The following is a 19805-nucleotide window of genomic DNA, read 5'->3' as shown; positions in this document are numbered from 1 at the left end:
TCTTGTCGTTTATGCCTTGCGGGCTTACGTTCCGAAGCAACATGTCGCAAGAGATTTTCGCATGAAATCAGCGTTTCTTCCCGACCGGGGCGTGATCAAGGTCGCCGGCGAGGACGCACGCAACTTCCTCAACGGCCTCATCACGACCGATGTCGACAGGCTCAAGCCGGGGTTGGGGCGATTCGGCGCGCTGCTGACGCCGCAGGGCAAGATCATCGTGGATTTCCTGATCACGGAAGCCCCTGGCGGCCATGGCGGCGGGTTCCTGATCGACTGTCCGAAGCCGCTGGCCGATGGCCTCGCCACCAAGCTGAAATTCTACAAGCTGCGCGCCAAGGTGACGGTGGACATCCTCGATCTCGGCGTGCTCGCGGCCTGGGATGGCCAGCTTGCTGCGCAACCGGACCTAGCCTTTGCCGATCCCCGCAATGCCGAGCTTGGCTCGCGCATTCTGATCCCCGAGGATCTCAAGCAGAAGCTCTCGGACCTGATCGGCGCGGAGCTGGTCGATGCCAGCGAATACGAGGCGCACCGGATCGCGCTCGGCGTGCCGCGCGGCGGGCTCGATTTCATATACAGCGACGCTTTCCCGCACGAGACCAACATGGATCGCCTTGCCGGCGTCGATTTCGACAAGGGCTGCTATGTCGGCCAGGAAGTCGTCTCGCGCATGCAGCATCGCGGCACCGCGCGCACCCGCAGCGTGAAGGTGCTGCTCGAGGACTCCTCGCCGGAAGTTGGCGTCAGTGTCATGGTCGGCGACAGGTCCGTCGGCACCATGGGCTCATCGGCGAAGGGCAAGGGCATTGCGCTGGTGCGCATCGACCGCGTTGCGGATGCGCTCGATGCCGGCCAGCCGCTGACGGCTGGCGGACTCACGCTGAAGCTGGCAGAACCCGAAATCGTTCGCATTCCCGCAAAGCAGCCCATCGCATGAGCCGTGCTCCCCGCCTGCATCCCGACGGAAAGACCCGCTGCCCCTGGCCCGGCGAAGACCCGCTCTATGTCGCCTATCACGACACCGAATGGGGTGTGCCTGAATATGACGACCGCGCACTCTATGAAAAGCTGATCCTCGACGGCTTTCAGGCCGGCTTGTCCTGGATCACGATCCTGCGCAAGCGCGATAATTTCCGCAAAGCCTTCGACGATTTCCAGCCGGAGAAGATCGCGCGCTACAACGAGAAGAAAGTGCACGCGCTGATGAACGATGCCGGCATCGTGCGCAACAAGGCCAAAATCGACGGCGCGATCCTGAGTGCGAAGTCGTATCTCGACATCATGGAAAACGGACCCGGCTTCTCGAAGCTGCTGTGGGACTTCATGGACGGCCGGCCCAAGGTCAACAACTTCAAGACCACGGCGAGCGTGCCGGCGTCGACGCCGCTGTCGGTTCAGATCTCCAAGGAGCTGTCCTCGCGCGGCTTCAAATTCGTCGGCCCGACCATCGTCTATGCCTTCATGCAGGCGACCGGCATGGTCAACGATCATCTCGTCGACTGCCATTGCCACGCCACCTGCAGCAAGATGCAGCGCAAGCCGCGCCTCAAGGCCAAATGACCGCCAAGAAGACCGCGCGCGCAGTGGAGTTGCGCGCCTGGCAGCGGATGCTGTCGGGCCGGCGGCTCGATCTGCTCGATCCCTCCCCGCTCGATATCGAGATCGCCGACATCGCACATGGGCTGGCGCGCGTCGCCCGCTGGAACGGGCAGACCACAGGGGCGCATATCTTTTCGGTGGCACAGCACACGCTACTGGTCGAGACCGTGCTGCGGCACGAGATGCCGCGCGTCGACCAGCGCATGCGGCTCGCAGCCCTGCTGCACGATGCGCCCGAATATGTGATCGGCGACATGATCTCGCCGTTCAAGGCCGTGCTCGACGGCCATTACAAGGCAGTGGAGAAGCGCCTGCTCGGCGCCATCCACATCCGCTTCGGCCTGCCGCCAGTGCTCCCTGACGAGATCACGCAGGCGATCAAGGCCGCCGATCGCGGCGCGGCTTACCTCGAGGCGACCGAGCTTGCCGGCTTCAGCGAGAGCGAGGCCAAGCGCCTGTTCGGCAGGGATCCCGGCCTCTCCGACAATATCAGGCGCGACTATCTGACGCCCTGGACGGCGGCGCGGGCCGAAAAGCAGTTTCTGGAGCGATTTGGCGCCGTGTTTGCGTGAGCACGTATTGGGTTGGTGCCGCCTCACGCTTCGCCGGAACGACGATGTTGAGGCGCTTTGCCCACTCTACGGCACCGGCTATAATCGCCCAAAAAGGTCCGCCATGATCCACGTCTGCTCGCTCGCCGCCCTTCCCGAAACCGTTCGCCGCACCGGGGCCAGCCATGTGCTGACCGTGATGGCCAATGTCGAACAGGTGGCGCGGCCGGTGTCGGTGCTGCCGGCCAATCATCTCAAGGTGTCGATGGACGACATCACCGAGGAGATGGACGGCTTTGTCGCGCCGTCCAAGACCCACATCGAGCAGGTGCTGAATTTCGTGCGCGGCTGGGACCGCGCTGCGCCGCTCGTGGTGCATTGCTATGCCGGCATCAGCCGCTCCACGGCGAGCGCGTTCGCCGCCGTCTGCGCGCTCAATCCTGATCGCGACGAGATCGAGATCGCGAAGAAGATCCGCGCGGCCTCCCCGATCGCCTCGCCGAACCGGCGCATCGTCGATCTCGCCGACCGTGCGTTGGGGCGCAACGGCCGCATGCTGCGCGCGCTCGACGAGATGGGGCCGGGCGAGATGCTGGTCGAAGGCCGCCCCTTCGTGATCGAGCTCGAATGACATCAGCGATCTTGGGATGAGCGACAAGCTGCTGACGCCGATCGAGATCGGCCTGACTGCCGCGATCGTCGCGATCGAGGATCACGAGCCGCTGGTGCTGACTGCGCGCGGCGCTGACGGGCTCGCCGGCCTGCCGTTCGGTCCATTCGATGCGCCGAGCCATCGCACCTTCGAGATCGGCCTGCGCGCCTGGGTCGAGGAACAGGCGGGATTGCGGCTCGGCTATGTCGAGCAGCTCTATACGTTTGGCGATCGCGGCCGTCATGCCGAGGCCGGCGACACCGGCGCGCATATGGTGTCGATCGGCTATCTCGCGCTGACACGCGGCGCCGAGGGTGCCGCGAATGCCGCGAGCTTCGAGCCCTGGTATCGCTTCTTCCCCTGGGAGGACTGGCGCGAGGCGCCACCGGCGATCATCGCCCGTGACATCATTCCGGCGCTGACGGCATGGGCCGAGGAAGAGACGCCCGAGACGACGCGCGCGCTGCCGCGCAAGGATCGCGTGCGGTTCTATTTCGGCCTCGAGGGTGCTTCCTGGGACGAGGAGCGCGTGCTCGACCGCTACGAGCTGCTCTATGAGGCCGGCCTCGTCGAGGAAGCCCGGCGCGACGGCCGGCCTGCGGCACTGGCGCGCAAGTCCCTGCCCGTGCTCGGCACGTCCATGCGCTTCGACCACCGCCGGATCCTCGCCACCGCGATTGCCAGGCTGCGCGCAAAGCTGAAGTATCGTCCTGTGGTGTTTGAACTTTTGCCCGCCGAGTTCACACTCACTGAGTTGCAGTATACGGTGGAGGCGATCTCCGGCCGGCATCTGCACAAACAGAATTTCCGTCGTCTAGTCGAAACCGAGGCGCTGGTCGAACCGACCGGCGTGATGTCGACACAGACGGGCGGGAGACCGGCGGCCCTCTATCGCTTCCGCCGCGACGTGCTCCAGGAACGGCCGGCGCCCGGCTTGCGGGTACGCTCCCGGCGCTAGATCAAGATTGCGGTCGGCCCCCGCCCGCCGATTGCCAGGAGGCCCCATGTTCGACGCCCCGTTCGACGTCTTTGCAGTGATGATTGCGATCGCCGCGTTCCTGATCGCGCTGAAAGCGTCGAACCAGGCGACCGAACTGCGCCGTCGGCTGGGCTCGCTGGAGGCCGCGCTGCAGGCGCAGCGACAGGTTCAGCCACCGCCACCGCTGCCCGTGCAGGAGCAGCCAAGCACGCCCACGACAAATGCGGCAGAGCCGCCGCCGCTTGCGCCGGAAGCCGAGACCGCGCCGCCGCTCGTCACCGAAGAGGCTTCGCCGCCTCCGCCCGAAGCAAGTCCTGAGGCCAGCCCCGCAGCCGACGCACCGCCGCCACCTTTGCCCGCCCCCGCCCCCGGTTTCGAGGAACGGCTCGGCACCCGCTGGGTGGTATGGATCGGCGGCCTGGCGCTTGCGCTCGGTGGCTTCTTCATGGTGCGCTATTCGATCGAGGCTGGCCTTGTCGGCCCCGGCGTACGCGTGTTCCTCGGCGGCCTGTTCGCGGCCGCGCTTTTGGGTGCCGGCGAATGGACGCGGCGCAAAGAAAGCATCTCGAGCATTGCAGCGCTGCCGATTGCCAACATCCCCGCGATCCTCACCGCGGCCGGAACGGCGGTGGCTTTCGCAACCGTGTATGCGGCCTACGCGCTCTATGGCTTCCTCGTGCCTGCCACCGCTTTCGTGCTGCTCGGCATCGTGGCGTTGGCCACGCTCGCGGCAGCATTGCTGCACGGACCGGCGCTCGCGGGCCTCGGCGTCGTCGGCGCCTTCGCGACGCCGGTGCTCGTCTCCAGCGGCAAGCCGGACTATTGGGCATTGTACATCTATCTTGCCGTCGTCACCGCCGCGAGCTTTGGCCTCGCCCGCATCCGGCTGTGGCGCTGGCTCGCGGTCACGACGATCGTCTTCGCCGTGCTCTGGACTTTCCCGGGTCTCGACACCGGTGACCTGCACGTCGCGCCGCACGCATTCCACGTGATCGCCGGCTTCGTGCTCGCTGCACTGCTGGTCGTCTGCGGCTTCATGTTCGGCCCGGCCATCGAAGGCGGACAGATCGAACCGGTCTCGTCGAGCACGCTGGGCGCCTATCTGTTCGGCGCGATGCTGATCGTGCTGTCGAGCGCGCATGCCGACCTGTCGCTGATCGCCTTCACGCTGCTTGTTGCGGCGACGCTGTTCGTCGCCTGGCGCGCGGAGGCCGCCGTCGGCGCGCTGGGCGCGGCCGCTGCAACCGTGTTCATCGTGTTCGCCGAATGGGCGGTGCGCGCCAATCCTGACATGCTGGTGCTGCCGGGCGGCCCAATGCCCGGCATCACGCCGACCGCGATCGATAGCGCGGTGACGCAGCATCTGGTGATGGCCGCGATCTTTGCCGCCGGCTTCGGCATCGCCGGCTTCTTCGCGCAAGGACGCTCCCATTCGGCCATCATTCCCGTGGTGTGGTCGGCAGCAGGTGTCGCGACGCCAATCGCGATCCTCATCGCGCTCTACGCCCGCATTGCCCATCTCGACCGCTCGATCCCGTTCGCGATCCTCGCGGTGCTGCTCGCCGCCGCCTTTGGCTTTGCGACGGAAACGCTGACCCGTCGGGAGAGCCGGCCGGGCCTTGCGATCTCGACGGCGCTGTTTGCGACCGGCACGCTCGGCGCGCTGGCGCTGGCGCTGACCTTCGCGCTGGAGAAGGGCTGGCTGACCATCGCGCTGGCGCTGATGTCGCTCGGCACCGCCTGGATCGCGCTGCAGCGGCCGATCCCATTCCTGCGCTGGCTTGCCGCCATCTTCGCCGGCATCGTCACCGCGCGCATCCTCTATGATCCGCGCATCGTCGGAGATGCCGTCGGTACCACGCCGATCTTCAACTGGCTGCTGTGGGGCTATGGCCTGCCGGCCGCCTCGTTCTGGGCGGCGAGCCACTTCCTGCGCCGCAGGGGCGACGATGCGCCGCTGCGCATGGTGGAAGCGGCCGCGATCCTGTTCACCGCGCTGCTCGCCTTCATGGAGGTCCGCCACTTCGCGACCGGCGGCGACATGATCGCATCGCCCTCGCTGCTCGAAGCCGCGCTGCAGGTCTGCGTGGCGCTGGCGATGGCGATCGGACTGGAGCGGCTGCGGCTGCGCAGCCACAGCATCGTGCACAATGTCGGCGCGATCGTGCTCACGGCGATCGCAGGCTTCGTCAGCGTGTTCGGCCTGCTGTTCCTGGAGAACCCGCTGCTGTGGCACATTGATGTCGGCGGCGCCTTGTTCAACCTGCTGCTGCTCGGCTACGCATTGCCGGCGGTGCTGATGCTGCTGCTCGCTTATGCGGTGGCTGACGCGCGGGGCAAGATCTATGCGAATACGATTGCGGGTGCGGCGCTGGTGTTTGCGCTTGTCTACCTGACGCTGGAGATCCGACGCTTCTATCACGGCCCGTTCCTCACCACCGGCGAGACCACGGGGGCCGAGCAATACACCTATTCGATCGGCTGGCTCGCCTTCGGCGTCATGCTGCTCGGCATCGGCATTCTCGCCAACTCCGAGCGGGCACGGCTGGCGTCCGCCGCCGTCATCGCGCTGACGATCCTGAAGGCCTTCGTCATCGACATGTCGACGCTGACAGGCGTCTATCGGGCCCTGTCGTTCATGGGCCTCGGCATCGTGCTGGTCGCGATCGGCTGGCTCTACCAGCGCATCCTGTTCCGGCGGCAGGCAGCGCCACCGCCGGCTCCGCAGACGGGCAGCTAAAGGATCAGGCCGCGCGGACCGACTCCAGGAACTGCGCGACCTCGACCTTGAGGCGTGTGCTGTCGGACGCGAGCGACTTCGCCGCCGACAGGACTTCGACTGACGCCTCGCCGGTCTCGATCGCACCGCGCTGCACGTCGGTAATGTTCGACGACACCTCCTGGGTGCCAACCGAGGCCTGCTGGACGTTTCGCGATATCTCCTGCGTCGCCGCGCCCTGCTCCTCGACCGCGGCGGCGATCGCCGCCGACACTTCCGACAGCCGCTCGATGGTGCCGCCAATCTCCTGGATGGCGTTGACGGATTCTTGCGTTGCGGCCTGAATACCCGAGACCTGCGCCCCGATCTCGCCGGTTGCCTTCGCGGTCTGTTCGGCCAGCGCCTTCACCTCGGAGGCGACGACGGCAAAGCCGCGGCCGGCCTCGCCCGCGCGCGCCGCCTCGATGGTGGCGTTCAAGGCCAGCAGATTGGTCTGGCCCGCGATTGTGTTGATCAGCTCGACGACGTCGCCGATGCGGGCGGCCGCCTGCGACAGCTCGTTGACGCGCTCGTTGGTCCGCGACGCCTGCTCGACGGCTTCCGCCGCCATCCGTGCCGAGTCCTGCACACGGCGGCTGATCTCGGTGATGGAAGACGAGAGCTCCTCGGAAGCGGAAGCCACCGCCTGCACGTTGGTGGATGCTTCCTCGGAAGCCGCGGCGACGACAGTCGCCAGTTCCTGTCCGCGCTGGGCAGTATTGGTCAGCGTCGACGCGGAAGCCTCGAGCTCGGTCGAGGCCGACGACACGGTGCCAACGACTTCGCCGATCATGGTCTCGAACTTGCGGGTGATGGCGTCGACGCGGCGACCACGCTCGATCTTGGCCTCGGCGTCGAGCCTCGCCGCCTCGTCGGCGGCCCGCTTGGCGATCAGCGCTTCCTTGAAGATCTGCAGCGCATCCGCCATCGATCCGATCTCGGTCTTCTCGCCACGGTGCGGCACCTCTGCCGACAGATCGCCTTCACCGAGCGACTGCATCGGCTTGATGATCGAGGCAATGCCGCGCGACACGTCGCGCACGAGATAGTAAGCCGCGCCAATCGCGATCGCGACCGAAGCAATGATGATGCCGACCAGCACGCGGAAGATCATGGCGTAGCTGTCGGCCGCCTGCTTCGTCTCCAGCTCGGCGCCGTGATTGTTCAGCTCAATGCCCTTCTGAAGCAGCGGATCGGCCGCCTGGGCCATCTTCGCGACCTTGGTCTGCAACATCTCGTTGGCGTCAGTCGGGAACTTTCCGGGGCTCTTGCGCGACAGCGCCATCACATCCTGCACGCCCGTCAGGTAATCGGCCCACGCCTTGGTCCATTGCTGGTAGAGCGAGCGCTCTTCGGCCGAGGTAATCAGCGGCTCGTAGACCTTGCGGGTGGTCTCGATGCGCGCCTGCAGCGAGGCCAGCCGCTTCTCGGCGGCCTCCTTGCCCTCGATTGTGTCCTGCATCAGGTGCAGGCGAAGCGCGACGCGCAGCTCGTTAATGTCAGCCCGCATCGAGCCCAGCGCACGCACGCTCGGCAGCCAGCTCTCCGCGATCTCGACTGTGTGGGAATTGATGTTCTGCATCGTGCCGATTGCCACGACGCCGACGCCGGCGAGCGAGAGCACGAGGACCGACAACACGGTCAGAAGCTTGAAGACGATCGACAATTTCGACATCACGACAAATCCCGATGAGACCTAAACGCACACGTCACCTGCGCCATGACCGTCAGACGCACGGCAGGGCGGGTCATTCCAACAATGCTGGCTGGTTCTTATCCGGCAAGATTGCGCACATAGTTGCAACCAGCCGTTAACAGAGACCTACGTGGAACTACGGATAGTGACATTGTGGCCGTTATTTCTTCCACAACCATTTGTTGCAGCGTCGCGAACGTTCCATCGCGCCACACCGGTGCGCCGCGGCCGGCGCGCCGTGAACGGGGCAGGCCTGGATCAGGCGGCGCGAACGGTACCCAAGAACTTGCCGACCTCGAGCTTGAGACGGTTGCTGTCGCCGGACAGCGACTGCGCCGCCGAGAGCACCTGCGCGGAGGCGGAGCCGGTCTCGCTCGCGCCGCGCTGTACGTCGGTGATGTTGGCCGAAACCTGATGGGTGCCTTCAGCCGCCTGCTGTACGTTGCGGGAAATCTCCTGCGTCGCGGCGCCCTGCTCCTCGACGGCGGCTGCGATTGTCGAGGAAATTTCCGACAGTTTCTCGATGGTGTCGCTGATGTCCTTGATGGCACCGACCGAGAATTCCGTCGCGGTCTGAATGCTGGCGATCTGTTGGCCGATCTCGCCGGTCGCCTTCGCGGTCTGCTCGGCGAGGGCCTTGACCTCGGAGGCCACCACAGCAAAGCCGCGGCCGGCCTCACCGGCGCGCGCGGCCTCGATGGTGGCATTGAGTGCCAGCAGGTTGGTCTGGCCGGCAATGGTGTTGATCAGCTCGACCACGTCGCCGATCCGCGTCGCGGCCGCGGAGAGTTCGCTGACGCGATCGGTCGTGGTGCGGGCCTGGTCGACCGCATCGCCGGCGACGCGGGCGGATTCCTGCACCTGCCGGCTGATCTCTGTGATCGACGACGACAGCTCCTCGGTCGCCGACGCCACCGACTGCACGTTGGTGGATGCTTCCTCGGAAGCGGCAGCGACCATGGTGGTGAGCTTTTGTGCGCGCTCCGCCGTCGAGGTCAGCGTGGAGGCCGACGCTTCGAGCTCGGTCGAGGCGGAAGACACCGTCTCGATGATTTCGCCGACCGCCGCTTCGAACCCGTCGGCAAGCTTGTGCATCTCGGCCTTGCGCTGCTCGGCGGCAACCCGAGCCGCGTCGGCCTGCTCTGCCCTCATCCGGTCGACCGCAAGGCCGTTCTGCTTGAACACCTCCACTGCTCGCGCCATCTCTCCTATTTCAACAGGCTGGCCCGCGCACGGCACTTCGACCTCGAAATCTCGATCAGCCAATCCTCTCATCGCGGCCGTGATCGCGGAAAGCGGCTTGAGAATGCGCGAGAAGGTAATCCAGAAGCTCAGCCCTGCCAGAACCAGCGAGATGCCGAGAAACGCAAGCGTGATGATGAAATTCCGGAGACTGGACGTCGCCTCCAGATTTGCTTCTTGCTCGGCAGCTGATCCGATGGACCCTGCAAGCTTCAGTACGGCATTGATACCTGCAGTCGCGCGAGCGAAGTAGTCGGCCCCGCTGATCGTATAAGCCCCGGAGTCCCCGGCCGAAAGCACAAGCGCACGAGTCTCTCCGTAGCTGCCGAAATAGGTCCTCTCCACTTCGGCCATGGACTCGCCGATCCCCGTCGGCAAATCCGGGCGGAGCCGCAGCGGCACCACCGCCTCCCATGCGAGCTCGACCTTGGACCGCAGCCCGGCGAGACGCTGGAGTTCGCCAGCGCCAAGCTTGGCGCGAGCGCCGACAGCACCGGCGAGCAGCGCACGCTCTCTCCCCGCGTTCTCGGCCATTTGGGCCGTCAGGTGCCGCACGCCAATGAGCTGGGCGAGTTTTGCGGCGGGAGGACTGGTCAAAGTCTCGAGCGTTAACCGCAACCGGTTGCTCGCGATCTCGATCACGTCGGTGATCGCGGCGGCGAAGCCGTCGACCACCTCAGGAGCCCGTTCGGAGCGTGGCCGTGAGAGATTGGTGGCGGCGTTCGCTCGGAGGCCGCGCAGCGACTCGAATCTGGCCTGGGCTTCCGCAATTTGCGACTGCGCCAGCGCCATTTCAGGAATGGACCGGATCTCGACGATAGCTGCTTGGAACGCCGCGTCCGCCGATCCTTGGGCCTTGTCGATCTCGGCAGCGCGTTCGTAAGCAAGTGGATCGGCGGATTTCAGCGCGCCGTTGGTCAGTCCGCGTTCGATCGCCCATTGTCCTGCGCTCTGGAGCAGCAGTTGGGCGGCGCGATTGACCTTCAGGAACGCATCGGCATCCTGCCGCTTGCCGATGGCGTGGAAGGCAATCAAACTAGCCGATCCCACACCCAGTAGCACCAGCGCCGCGATGATCGCCGGCAGCGCAATTCCTATGCGCAATCTGATGTGGCTCAACATTCCCGCTTCCTCAGAAACGCGAGCAGCCATGTCATTGCCGGCCGCTTGGACGTTGATCGCCCTTACCCGGAAGGCTATCGGCCAGAGCTCCATCTGCGGTTAACGGCGAGATCCGCAGAAGTACTGATTTTTTGCGCTACATAATTGAAATCGAAGGAATTTGATCTCGTCATAGTTGTAAATTGCAGCCTCAAGTCAACGCGGGGTCATTTTGCATCCGACGGCTTCGCCGGCCAAGCTGATGCGAAACACCGGCTGCTTGTTCTCGTCGAGCAGCTCCATGCTCCATTTCGCATTCGGCTTCAGATTGCGGGCGATGCTGCCGAGCAGATTGGCGCAGACCTCGGTCATCTCGGTCCAGGCCGCAGCACGATCCTCGAACTCGTACGGCTGATCAGCGGCGCCGGAATATCGGCCGGTGCTGATGCGAAAGAAATACAGCGACATTATCGAACTCTTGCGTAGGGCCGCCTCCCGGCCGTTGCGCAGGCTGGGGCGACAGTCGCTACCAAGGCATAAAAACCGCGGGCCGTATGACTACGGCGCCACGGCTTCGCGTGCGATGCATTCGTCAAAAGCGGGTAAATTGAGCGCGCAGGCTTGCGCCTGACATCACTCGGTCGAGCGGCGCAGTTCCAGCGGACCTTCGTTCTTCGATTCCGACTTTGGCTCGGACCTCGCGTCCGACCTCACCGGCTCGATCCGGCTGCTCTCGACCCTCGGCGTCTCGACCCGCGCGGCAACCTCGGTGCTCGACGTATTGACCGAACCGGTCTGCTCCGGTGCATGCAGCGAGCGCGGCCGTGCGACGGCACGCGCCATCAGCATCTGGTTGCCGCCCTGGTGGTGGAAGTCGCAATAGGCAAAGCCCATGCCTGAGACCGAGCCGCGGAAGCTGCGGTCGTCGGTCTTCTCAAGGTTGAAACAAGGCTCGAACGGAATGCCCTTAATCGAGGCGCAAACGTTCTGGCCGCGGATCTGGAGAGTGTTGCCCGGCAGGCGGAGATGGCGCACCGGGCCCGAGCCCGAGAACTGCACCGCGCCGGCAGCACCGAGATCGTCAAGGATCCGGCCTGCGCCGCGGGTACCGTCGAAACAGGTGAAGGCGAAGACCTTGCCGGCGACGAAGCGGCGTGCCTCGTCGGCGTTCATACTCCCAGCCAAGGCGATGGCCGGTGCAAACGTCACGACTGCCGTGACAGCCCCCAACACAATACGCGCAAGCATGCTCTACTCCGAACCGACCCCGCAGCGGGCGATGCCTTTATCTCTTTACCCGCTGCTTACCATACTAACCATGGCGACATTGAAGCAGCTTGGTTGGTAAAGTCTGAACGTCGTTAGAGAATTTTTACCACGATGCGGCCGCGGACCTGGCCGGCCAGGATTTTCGCACCCCATTCCGGAGCCTGATCGAGCGAAATTTCCGTAGTGATTTCAGATAGTTTCGCCCTGTCCAGATCGGAGGCGAGGCGCTGCCAGGCGGCTTTTCGCGGTTCGATCGGACACATCACGGAATCGATGCCGAGAAGGCACACCCCGCGCAAAATGAAGGGTGCGACAGAAGACGGCAGGTCCATGCCAGCCGCGAGACCGCAGGCGGCGATGGCGCCACCGTACCTGGTCATCGACAGCAGATTCGCCAGCGTGGTCGAGCCGACGCTATCGACGCCGCCCGCCCAGCGCTCCTTGGCCAGCGGCTTTGCCGGTGCGGACAATTCACTGCGGTCGATCACCTCGGCGGCACCCAGGTTCTTCAGGTAATCGGCCTCGGAGGCGCGGCCGGTCGAGGCGATGACGTGGTAGCCGAGCCGGGACAGCACGGCGATGGCGACCGAGCCGACACCGCCTGCCGCGCCGGTCACGACCACAGGGCCACTCTTCGGCGACAGGCCGTGCTTCTCCAGCGCCAGCACCGAGAGCATCGCGGTGAAGCCGGCGGTGCCGATCGCCATGGCATCGCGCGCCGACAGGCCCTGCGGCAGGGCGACCAGCCAGTCGCCCTTGACCCGCGCCTTCTCGGCATAGGCGCCGAGATGGGTCTCGCCCATGCCCCAGCCGGTGCAGACGACCTTGTCGCCGGCCTTCCACTGCGGATGGGAGGAGGCTTCGACCGTGCCTGCGAAATCGATGCCGGCGATCATTGGGAAGCGGCGCACCACCGGCGCTTTGCCTGTCAGCGCGAGGCCATCCTTGTAGTTCAGCGTCGACCATTCAACGCGGACGGTGACGTCGCCGTCCATCAGCTCGGCTTCGTCGAACTGCGTGAGCGCGACGGTAGTGCCTTTGTCCGCCTTGTCGATCCGGATCGCCTTGAACGTGGCCACAGCAAACTCCCTGACTTGTTTGACCGGGATGTTTAGCCGATCAGGCAGGCTGCGCAACCACTCGCTGAACCGGCTTCTCCACGATCGGGAGATTGATCAGCGCCGAGAGCACACCGAATAGGATCGAGAGCCACCAGATCGGCGTATAGGAACCGAACTTCTCGAAGACGATGCCACCTAACCAGACGCCGAGGAAACCGCCGACCTGATGGCTGACGAAGGCGAAGCCATAGAGCGTCGCCAGCCAGCGCGTGCCGAACATCAGCGCCACCAGCGCCGAGGTCGGCGGCACCGTCGACAGCCAGGTGAGGCCGGAGATTGCACCGAACGCGATCGCGGAGAACGGCGTGATCGGAAACGAGATGAAGGCGAGCGTCGCGAGCGCACGGGTGAAATAGATCGCCGAGAGGATGTAGCGCTTCGGCAAGCTATTCTGGAGATAGCCGACGCTGAGCGAGCCCATGATGTTGAACAGGCCGATAGCCGCGATCACCCAGCCGCCGGTTTGCGTCGAGATGCCGCGATCGACCAGGAACGCCGGCAGATGCACGGTGATGAAAGCGAGCTGGAAGCCGCAGGTGAAGAAGCCGAGCACCAACAGCACGTAGGAGCGATGACCAAAAGCCTCGGCAAGCGCCCTGGTGATGGTCTGCTCATCCGCGGGCGCCGCGTTGGCCGTGGTTGCGACCGGCGGCGTCGAGATCGCCAGCGCAAGGGGGATGATCAGGAGCATCAGGAAGCCGAACACGGTGAGCGCCTGCTGCCAGCCGAAATTGTCGATCAGGGCGACGCCGATCGGCGCGAACAGGAACTGGCCGAGCGAGCCCGCCGCAGTGCCGGCGCCGAGCGCAAGCCCGCGCTTCTCGGCTGGCAATAGTTTCGTGAACGCCGACAGCACCAGATTGAACGAGCAACCGGCGAGGCCGAAACCGACCATCACGCCCGCACCGATGTTGAGCGACAGCGGCGTCGACGAATAGCGCATCAAGAGAAGCCCGCCGGCATAGAGCAGCGCGCCGACGCACATCACACGGAACAGGCCGAAGCGATCGGCGACCGCGCCGGCGAACGGCTGGCCCAACCCCCACAACAGATTCTGGAAAGCGATGGCGAGGCCGAACACGTCGCGCCCCCAGGCGAACTCATGGCTCATCGGCTGCACGAAGAAGCCCAGCGCCGAGCGCGGACCGAAGCCGAGCATGCCGATCGCGCAGCCGCAGAGGATGATGACCGCCGGGGTGCGCCAATTGGAGGAACGAGAGGGAGCGAGCTCGCCCGCTGGGATCGACATGGTGTTCCTCATTCGGCGTTGGCGGTTCGCAAATCGGCGGCCGCGAGTCAGCCGTTTAATGCAGATGCATGAAAATCGAAAGTCAAAAATGATTGCGTTCCATGAAGGGCTTTTGCGGGAGCATTGCGTTTGATCGCTGCCTGGGTCGGCGCACGGAGCACGAGTTGACGGAAATGTGTGCGACTCGGCCTAGCGGATCGCCGAAGGGCGTGCTATTTCAGATTTACTCAGATTGAGTATATGTAAGCTCTGGCGAAATCCCACCGGCCGCTTCGGCCGGATTTCTCAGGGTCCGTATATACTCAAATAGAGCATAATTGACCTGCACGGGAGGCTTCGATGCCGATTGCTGAAATTTACGGCCCTGATGATTTCGCCGACCGGCCGAAGGGCCAAGCCACCCCCACTCCGGTCGCGCCGGCACGATCAGGGACGCTGCCGCGCCCTTTGCTGGAATGGACCGGCGAGGTGGAACGCGCGACCGCGCCGATCTACGAGCGCGTCAAACATGTGATCCCGGCGATCGAGTGGCCGCTGATGGCGCCGACGATTCACGCGATCAACCAGCTCAAGCGCGAGCGCAACGCGGTGATCCTCGCGCACAATTACCAGGCGCCGGAGATCTTTCACGGCGTTGCCGACATCGGCGGCGACTCGCTCCAGCTCGCCGTCGAGGCCACCAAGGTGAAGGCCGACATCATCGTCCAGTGCGGCGTGCACTTCATGGCGGAGACGTCGAAGCTGCTTAATCCGGACAAGACGGTGCTAATCCCTGATACACGCGCCGGCTGCTCGCTCGCCGCCAGCATCACCGGCGCAGACGTCCGGCTGCTCCGCGAGAAGTTTCCCGGCGTGCCTGTCGTTGCCTATGTCAATACGTCGGCGGAAGTGAAGGCGGAGGTCGACATCTGCTGCACCTCGTCAAACGCGGTGCAGGTGGTCGAGAGCCTGAACGCACCGCGCGTGATCTTCCTGCCCGACCGCTATCTCGCAACTTACGTGGCCTCGAAGACCGACGTGAAGATCATCGCCTGGAAGGGCGCGTGCGAGGTGCATGAGCGCTTCACCGGCGAGGAGCTGCGCGCCTTCCGCGATGCCGACCCCTCCGTGCAGATCATCGCGCATCCCGAATGTCCGCCTGATGTGCTGGCGGAAGCCGACTTCACCGGCTCGACCGCGCACATGATCAATTGGGTGCGCGAACGGCGGCCGAAGCGCCTCGTGATGATCACGGAATGCTCGATGGCCGACAATGTCCGCGCCGAGCTGCCTGATGTCGAGATGCTGCGCCCCTGCAATCTCTGCCCGCACATGAAGCGCATCACGCTGGCCAACATCCTGGAGAGCCTGCTGACGCTTGGCGAGGAAGTGACGATCGATCCCGCGCTTGCAGGACGCGCGCGGCGTTCGGTCGAGCGGATGATCAATTTGAAGAACTGACAACACATTCGGTGTCGTCCCGGACAGGCGAAGCGCAGATCCGGGACCCAAAACCACAGGAAGATGTGGTTGCGAAGAACGACGTTGCAGAGCTTCGCCAGACAACTTCCGCCGCGGCGTATGGGTCCCAGCTTTCGCTGGGACGACAGTTGAGTGAAAGGAAAGAGCCATGACAAACATCCACAACCTCACCCGCTCCACCGACGATGTCGTGATCGTCGGCGGCGGCCTCGCCGGATTGTTCTGCGCACTGAAACTCGCGCCGCGGCCGGTGACGCTGATCTCGGCGGCGCCGCTCGGACAGGGCGCCTCATCCGCGTGGGCGCAAGGCGGCATCGCGGCTGCCGTCGCCGATGGCGACAGTCCCGAGGCACATGCCGCGGATACGATTGCGGTCGGCGGCGGCATCGTCGATGAAGCGATCGCGCTCGGTATCGCGCGCGAGGCCGGCCCGCGGATTCACGATCTGCTCGCCTATGGCGTGCCGTTCGACCGCGATCTCGAAGGCCGGCTTGCAGTGGGGCGGGAAGCCGCGCATTCGGCGCGGCGGATCGTGCACGTCCGCGGCGATGGCGCGGGCGCAGCCATCATCGCGGCACTGAGCGAGGCTGTACGCCGCACGCCGTCGATCCGCCTGATCGAAGGTTTTGTCGCCGAAGCGCTGCTCACCGACGATGGCGCCGTCACCGGCCTTCAACTGCGCGAGGCCGGCAATTTTGCGGCAAGACCCGTGATGATCGCCTCGCGCGCAGTCGTGCTCGCGACCGGCGGCATCGGCCATCTCTATGCCGTCACCACCAATCCGGCTGAGGCCCATGGATCTGGCCTCGCGATCGCCGCTCGCGCCGGCGCTGTGATCGCCGATCCGGAATTCGTGCAATTCCACCCGACCGCCATCATGGTCGGGCGTGATCCGGCGCCGCTTGCGACCGAGGCGCTCCGCGGCGAAGGCGCGACCTTGATCAACAGCGAGGGTGAGCGCTTCATGGCGGCGCAACATCCCCTTGCCGAACTCGCGCCGCGCGACATCGTGGCCCGCGGCGTGTTCGCCGAGATCGCGGCGGGCCGCGGCGCCTTCCTCGATGCGCGGCAGGCACTGGGCGCCCATTTCGCTGAAAGATTCCCGACAGTGCATGCAAGCTGCATCGCCGGCGGCATCGATCCAGCGATTCAAGTCATCCCGATCGCGCCGGCCGTGCACTATCACATGGGCGGCATCGCGGTCGACGCGCGCGGCCGCAGCTCGATCGACGGGCTCTGGGCCAGCGGCGAAGTCTCGTCAACGGGCATGCATGGCGCCAACCGGCTTGCGTCAAATTCGCTGCTGGAGGCCGTGGTCTACGCCGCGCGCATCGCCGACGACATCGCCGGCCAGGCGATCCCCTCACCTGCCGGCCTCCCCGAAACACTGGTGACGCCACGCGGCAGCGCGCCGGATGCAAGCGCCGCGAAGCGGCTGCGCGCGATGATGAGCACAAATGTCGGCGTGATCCGCGAGCACTACGGGCTCGCAGAAGCCGTACGCAGTTTTGGTGCACTGGAACGCTCAGCAACAAGCACCGCGGTCCGCCACATGGCAACGGCGGCCTTGCTCGTTGCTTCCGCGGCCTGGAGCCGGCGCGAGAGCCGTGGCGCGCATTTCCGCTCTGACCATCCCGAGGAGGCGCCTGCGCTGGCGCAGAGAACGATGACGACGCTCGCTCAAGCACGCGAGATCGCGGACGGGCTCAGCGCGCATTCACTTCCACGCATCGCTCAATCCATGATCGCCTGACGGAGTTTGTCATGATCACCCCCACCTCCCTGCTCTATCCCGACGCCTTCCTCTCTCCACTCGCCATCGATGATGCCGTGCATCGCGCACTCGACGAGGATCTCGGCCGCGCCGGCGACATCACCTCGCTCGCAACGATCCCCGAAGCGACCAAGGCGCAAGCCGTCCTGATCGCACGCCAGTCCGGTGTCATCGCCGGCCTGCCGCTGGCGCTGGCGACGCTGCAAAAGCTATCGACCGACATCGAGGTCCACGCGCATGTCCGCGACGCCGCGCGCGTCGCCCGCGGGCAACAGGTGTTGACGATCTCCGGTCCGGCCCGTGCGATCCTCACCGCGGAACGGACTGCACTGAACTTCGTCGGCCGTCTCTCCGGTGTCGCGACACTCACGGCCGACTATGTCGCGCGTACCGAAGGCACGAAAATGCGCATCTGCTGCACGCGAAAGACCACGCCCGGATTGCGGGCGCTGGAGAAATACGCGGTGCGTTGCGGCGGCGGCTTCAACCACCGTTTCGGCCTCGACGATGCCATCCTGATCAAGGACAACCACATCGCAGTCGCCGGCGGCATCCGTCCCGTGCTGGAGCGCGCTCGGGCCCATGCCGGCCATCTCGTCAAGATCGAGATCGAGGTGGATACGCTGGCGCAGCTCCGCGAGGTGCTCGACACTGGGCTGGCCGAGGCCGTGCTGCTCGACAACATGGACATCGCGACGCTGCGCGAGGCTGTCAGGATGACGGAAGGCCGCGTGAAGCTGGAAGCCTCCGGCGGCGTCACGCCGGACTCGATTGCGGCGATCGCGACCACCGGCGTCGATTACGCCTCGTCAGGCGCGCTGACGCATTCGGCGCCGAATCTCGACTGCGCGTTGGATATCGAGATGTGAGACGCGCTTTAGCGCCGCTCCGTCACGCCCATCTCGGCTGAGCTCTTCGCCTCCTGGACGAGCTCGGCCGAGAGCGCGGCGGTCTGCGCCGGCGTGCCCCAGCTCGGCTCCTCGCTGCCGTCGCCCCAATTGCGCGGCCGGTAGAAAGTGTGCACGCCTGTCTTGTACATCTTCTTCATCTCGGCGACCCAGGACGGACGCACCCAATAGGCGTGGTAATGCGTCGACTTGCCCACTTCAGGCAGCCAGATCTGGCCGTCGAGCATGGCCTTCGAAATCTTCTTGGCGCGCTCCCACATCTCGGGCTCGCGGATCACGTCGGGATTGTTGTCGCAGGCAAAGGTGAACTGGCAGGCGAAGTGGCGGTACTTGTTCTGATAGACCACGCCGCACACCGTATCAGGATATTTGCCTGAAAATACGCGGTTCATCACAACTTGCGCGACCGCGATCTGGCCGCGCACTGCCTCCCCGCGGGATTCGAAATAGACGGCTTCTGCAAGACACTTTTCCGACTTCGCGCGTGATTTCTCGTCGAGGGCCAGCCGCTCGGCCGGAGATTTTGCGCGCTGGTTGTCGGCATTGACCTCACCCTTCGGCGCGACGCTCTCGCCGCTCTCGGTGGCGCTCGCGGCGTCCTCGTTCGCCGGCGACAGCGAGGCCAGCTTCATATCAGGGTCGGGCATCACGATCAGCGGCTCAGCGCCGGGCTGCCAGCTCTCGATGCTCTCGAGGTTACCGCCCAGTGAAGAGCTGCCGAAGAACAGGTTCGAGGTCTTGATGCTGAAGGGATCGCGCGGCGGAGCTTCGACCGTCGCCTGCTTCAGCGTGTTGAGTGGCTGTGCTGCAAACGACAGGGCGTTGTCGTCGGCCCTCGGCGGATTTGTATATTGGGCCAACGGCGGCGCACGCATCGCCTCCTGCAGCTCGGGATCGAGCGCCGCCGCGGACTCCGGCGACATCGCTTGCGGCTGTGCGGCGGGCAGCTCGGCAGTTTTCGCGCCGAACACGGAGCTGTTCGAGGTCGCGGGATTTTCCTGCGCGGGCATCGCGGCGGGTGCGGCTGGCTCAGGCGCTGGCGCAGGCGTTACGGTGGCGAGACGATCGCCCTTCAGCGCACGGTCAACCCTGGGAAAATCGGAGGCCTGATAGCGCGCAGGCGCTTGCAGCACCGGGTTGCGCGAAATGGAACCGGTGACATCGCGGCCATCGAGACTGGCGAGACGCACCATCGCGCTCTGCGGCGCGGATGTGCCGATGGGGCGCGAGAAGCTGTAAGTGGCAAGCTGAATGGACGAGGCCGCAGAGAACACCTGCTTCTGCCAGCGCTCGGCAACGCCGGGCTGACGCGCCAGCAGCGAGCCTATGTCCTGATATCCGATCTCTCTCGGCATCAATGCGAAGATGCAGAGACCGAGTCCGAAGGATGCGAACCGCGCACCCTTCGGATGGTTACGCAACACTAACATCGATACGCTCACGCT

The 19805-nt window shown here is 65.1% G+C and carries 16 protein-coding genes; 9 read left to right on the top strand and 7 right to left on the bottom strand.

The features are described from left to right. Positions 1–61: 61 nt before the first annotated feature. The 6 genes from ygfZ (at position 62) to L6637_RS09265 (ending at position 6521) form a co-directional block, all read left to right on the top strand. On the top strand, positions 62–937 hold the full coding sequence (ygfZ, locus tag L6637_RS09290) for a CAF17-like 4Fe-4S cluster assembly/insertion protein YgfZ (protein ID WP_237863392.1): 876 nt from the start codon (positions 62–64) through the stop codon (positions 935–937). Next, positions 934–1560, top strand: coding sequence for a DNA-3-methyladenine glycosylase I (locus L6637_RS09285; protein ID WP_237863391.1), 627 nt, complete (start codon positions 934–936; stop codon positions 1558–1560). Before ygfZ ends, L6637_RS09285 begins: the two co-directional genes overlap by 4 nt. Next, complete coding sequence (locus L6637_RS09280) at positions 1557–2171, top strand: HD family hydrolase (protein WP_237863390.1); 615 nt, start codon at positions 1557–1559, stop codon at positions 2169–2171. Before L6637_RS09285 ends, L6637_RS09280 begins: the two co-directional genes overlap by 4 nt. Positions 2172–2274: 103 nt before the next feature. After that, the gene (locus L6637_RS09275; RefSeq protein ID WP_237863389.1) at positions 2275–2781 is read left to right on the top strand and encodes a tyrosine phosphatase family protein; all 507 of its coding nucleotides are present in this window, start codon (positions 2275–2277) and stop codon (positions 2779–2781) included. A 16-nt stretch (positions 2782–2797) separates the two neighbouring features. Then, complete coding sequence (locus L6637_RS09270) at positions 2798–3760, top strand: NUDIX hydrolase (RefSeq protein WP_237863388.1); 963 nt, start codon at positions 2798–2800, stop codon at positions 3758–3760. Positions 3761–3806: 46 nt separating this feature from the next. Next, the gene (locus tag L6637_RS09265; RefSeq protein ID WP_237870239.1) at positions 3807–6521 is read left to right on the top strand and encodes a DUF2339 domain-containing protein; all 2715 of its coding nucleotides are present in this window, start codon (positions 3807–3809) and stop codon (positions 6519–6521) included. Between the two features lie 4 nt (positions 6522–6525). Here L6637_RS09265 and L6637_RS09260 read toward each other — a convergent pair whose 3' ends face one another. The 6 genes from L6637_RS09260 to L6637_RS09235 form a co-directional block, all read right to left on the bottom strand. Next, entirely contained in the window at positions 6526–8214 is a 1689-nt protein-coding gene (locus L6637_RS09260) for a methyl-accepting chemotaxis protein (RefSeq protein ID WP_237870237.1), read from the bottom strand. Positions 8215–8493: 279 nt separating this feature from the next. Beyond that, positions 8494–10599 (bottom strand): methyl-accepting chemotaxis protein, encoded by a 2106-nt coding sequence (locus L6637_RS09255; RefSeq protein WP_237870235.1) that lies wholly within the window; start codon positions 10597–10599, stop codon positions 8494–8496. Between the two features lie 195 nt (positions 10600–10794). Continuing rightward, a complete protein-coding gene (locus L6637_RS09250; protein WP_237863384.1) occupies positions 10795–11046 on the bottom strand; it encodes a DUF6894 family protein in 252 nt (83 codons plus the stop codon). A 165-nt stretch (positions 11047–11211) separates the two neighbouring features. Next, positions 11212–11826, bottom strand: a complete 615-nt coding sequence (locus L6637_RS09245; protein WP_237863383.1) for a hypothetical protein — start codon at positions 11824–11826, stop codon at positions 11212–11214. Positions 11827–11939: 113 nt separating this feature from the next. Beyond that, positions 11940–12926 (bottom strand): acrylyl-CoA reductase (NADPH), encoded by a 987-nt coding sequence (gene acuI, locus L6637_RS09240; protein WP_237863382.1) that lies wholly within the window; start codon positions 12924–12926, stop codon positions 11940–11942. Positions 12927–12966: 40 nt separating this feature from the next. Next, positions 12967–14217 carry an MFS transporter gene (locus tag L6637_RS09235; RefSeq protein WP_237863381.1) on the bottom strand — a complete coding sequence of 417 codons (1251 nt, stop codon included), beginning with the start codon at positions 14215–14217 and terminating at the stop codon, positions 12967–12969. A 339-nt stretch (positions 14218–14556) separates the two neighbouring features. Here L6637_RS09235 and nadA point away from each other — a divergent pair, with 339 nt between their 5' ends. The 3 genes from nadA to nadC all read left to right on the top strand — a co-directional run bounded on the left by nadA (position 14557) and on the right by nadC (position 18321). Continuing rightward, positions 14557–15657, top strand: coding sequence for a quinolinate synthase NadA (nadA, locus tag L6637_RS09230; protein WP_237870233.1), 1101 nt, complete (start codon positions 14557–14559; stop codon positions 15655–15657). 169 nt (positions 15658–15826) lie between these two features. Then, complete coding sequence (locus L6637_RS09225; RefSeq protein ID WP_237870231.1) at positions 15827–17431, top strand: L-aspartate oxidase; 1605 nt, start codon at positions 15827–15829, stop codon at positions 17429–17431. A gap of 11 nt (positions 17432–17442) precedes the next feature. Next, entirely contained in the window at positions 17443–18321 is an 879-nt protein-coding gene (gene nadC, locus L6637_RS09220) for a carboxylating nicotinate-nucleotide diphosphorylase (RefSeq protein ID WP_237870229.1), read from the top strand. A gap of 8 nt (positions 18322–18329) precedes the next feature. Here nadC and L6637_RS09215 read toward each other — a convergent pair whose 3' ends face one another. Beyond that, positions 18330–19790, bottom strand: coding sequence for a cell wall hydrolase (locus L6637_RS09215; RefSeq protein WP_237870227.1), 1461 nt, complete (start codon positions 19788–19790; stop codon positions 18330–18332). Positions 19791–19805: the final 15 nt, after the last annotated feature.

The sequence above is a fragment of the Bradyrhizobium zhengyangense genome, from assembly GCF_022012435.1.
Lineage (GTDB): Bacteria > Pseudomonadota > Alphaproteobacteria > Rhizobiales > Xanthobacteraceae > Bradyrhizobium > Bradyrhizobium zhengyangense.
The sequence above is the reverse complement of the archived record's forward strand: the minus strand, read 5'-3'. Positions and strand labels throughout refer to the sequence as shown.

Coding starts and splice junctions, on each gene's coding strand:
- ygfZ (WP_237863392.1), top strand. CDS start 62: ATGAAATCAGCGTTTCTTCCCGACCGGGGCGTGATCAAGGTCGCCGGC.
- L6637_RS09285 (WP_237863391.1), top strand. CDS start 934: ATGAGCCGTGCTCCCCGCCTGCATCCCGACGGAAAGACCCGCTGCCCC.
- L6637_RS09280 (WP_237863390.1), top strand. CDS start 1,557: ATGACCGCCAAGAAGACCGCGCGCGCAGTGGAGTTGCGCGCCTGGCAG.
- L6637_RS09275 (WP_237863389.1), top strand. CDS start 2,275: ATGATCCACGTCTGCTCGCTCGCCGCCCTTCCCGAAACCGTTCGCCGC.
- L6637_RS09270 (WP_237863388.1), top strand. CDS start 2,798: ATGAGCGACAAGCTGCTGACGCCGATCGAGATCGGCCTGACTGCCGCG.
- L6637_RS09265 (WP_237870239.1), top strand. CDS start 3,807: ATGTTCGACGCCCCGTTCGACGTCTTTGCAGTGATGATTGCGATCGCC.
- L6637_RS09260 (WP_237870237.1), bottom strand. CDS start 8,214: ATGTCGAAATTGTCGATCGTCTTCAAGCTTCTGACCGTGTTGTCGGTC.
- L6637_RS09255 (WP_237870235.1), bottom strand. CDS start 10,599: ATGTTGAGCCACATCAGATTGCGCATAGGAATTGCGCTGCCGGCGATC.
- L6637_RS09250 (WP_237863384.1), bottom strand. CDS start 11,046: ATGTCGCTGTATTTCTTTCGCATCAGCACCGGCCGATATTCCGGCGCC.
- L6637_RS09245 (WP_237863383.1), bottom strand. CDS start 11,826: ATGCTTGCGCGTATTGTGTTGGGGGCTGTCACGGCAGTCGTGACGTTT.
- L6637_RS09235 (WP_237863381.1), bottom strand. CDS start 14,217: ATGTCGATCCCAGCGGGCGAGCTCGCTCCCTCTCGTTCCTCCAATTGG.
- nadA (WP_237870233.1), top strand. CDS start 14,557: ATGCCGATTGCTGAAATTTACGGCCCTGATGATTTCGCCGACCGGCCG.
- L6637_RS09225 (WP_237870231.1), top strand. CDS start 15,827: ATGACAAACATCCACAACCTCACCCGCTCCACCGACGATGTCGTGATC.
- nadC (WP_237870229.1), top strand. CDS start 17,443: ATGATCACCCCCACCTCCCTGCTCTATCCCGACGCCTTCCTCTCTCCA.
- L6637_RS09215 (WP_237870227.1), bottom strand. CDS start 19,790: ATGTTAGTGTTGCGTAACCATCCGAAGGGTGCGCGGTTCGCATCCTTC.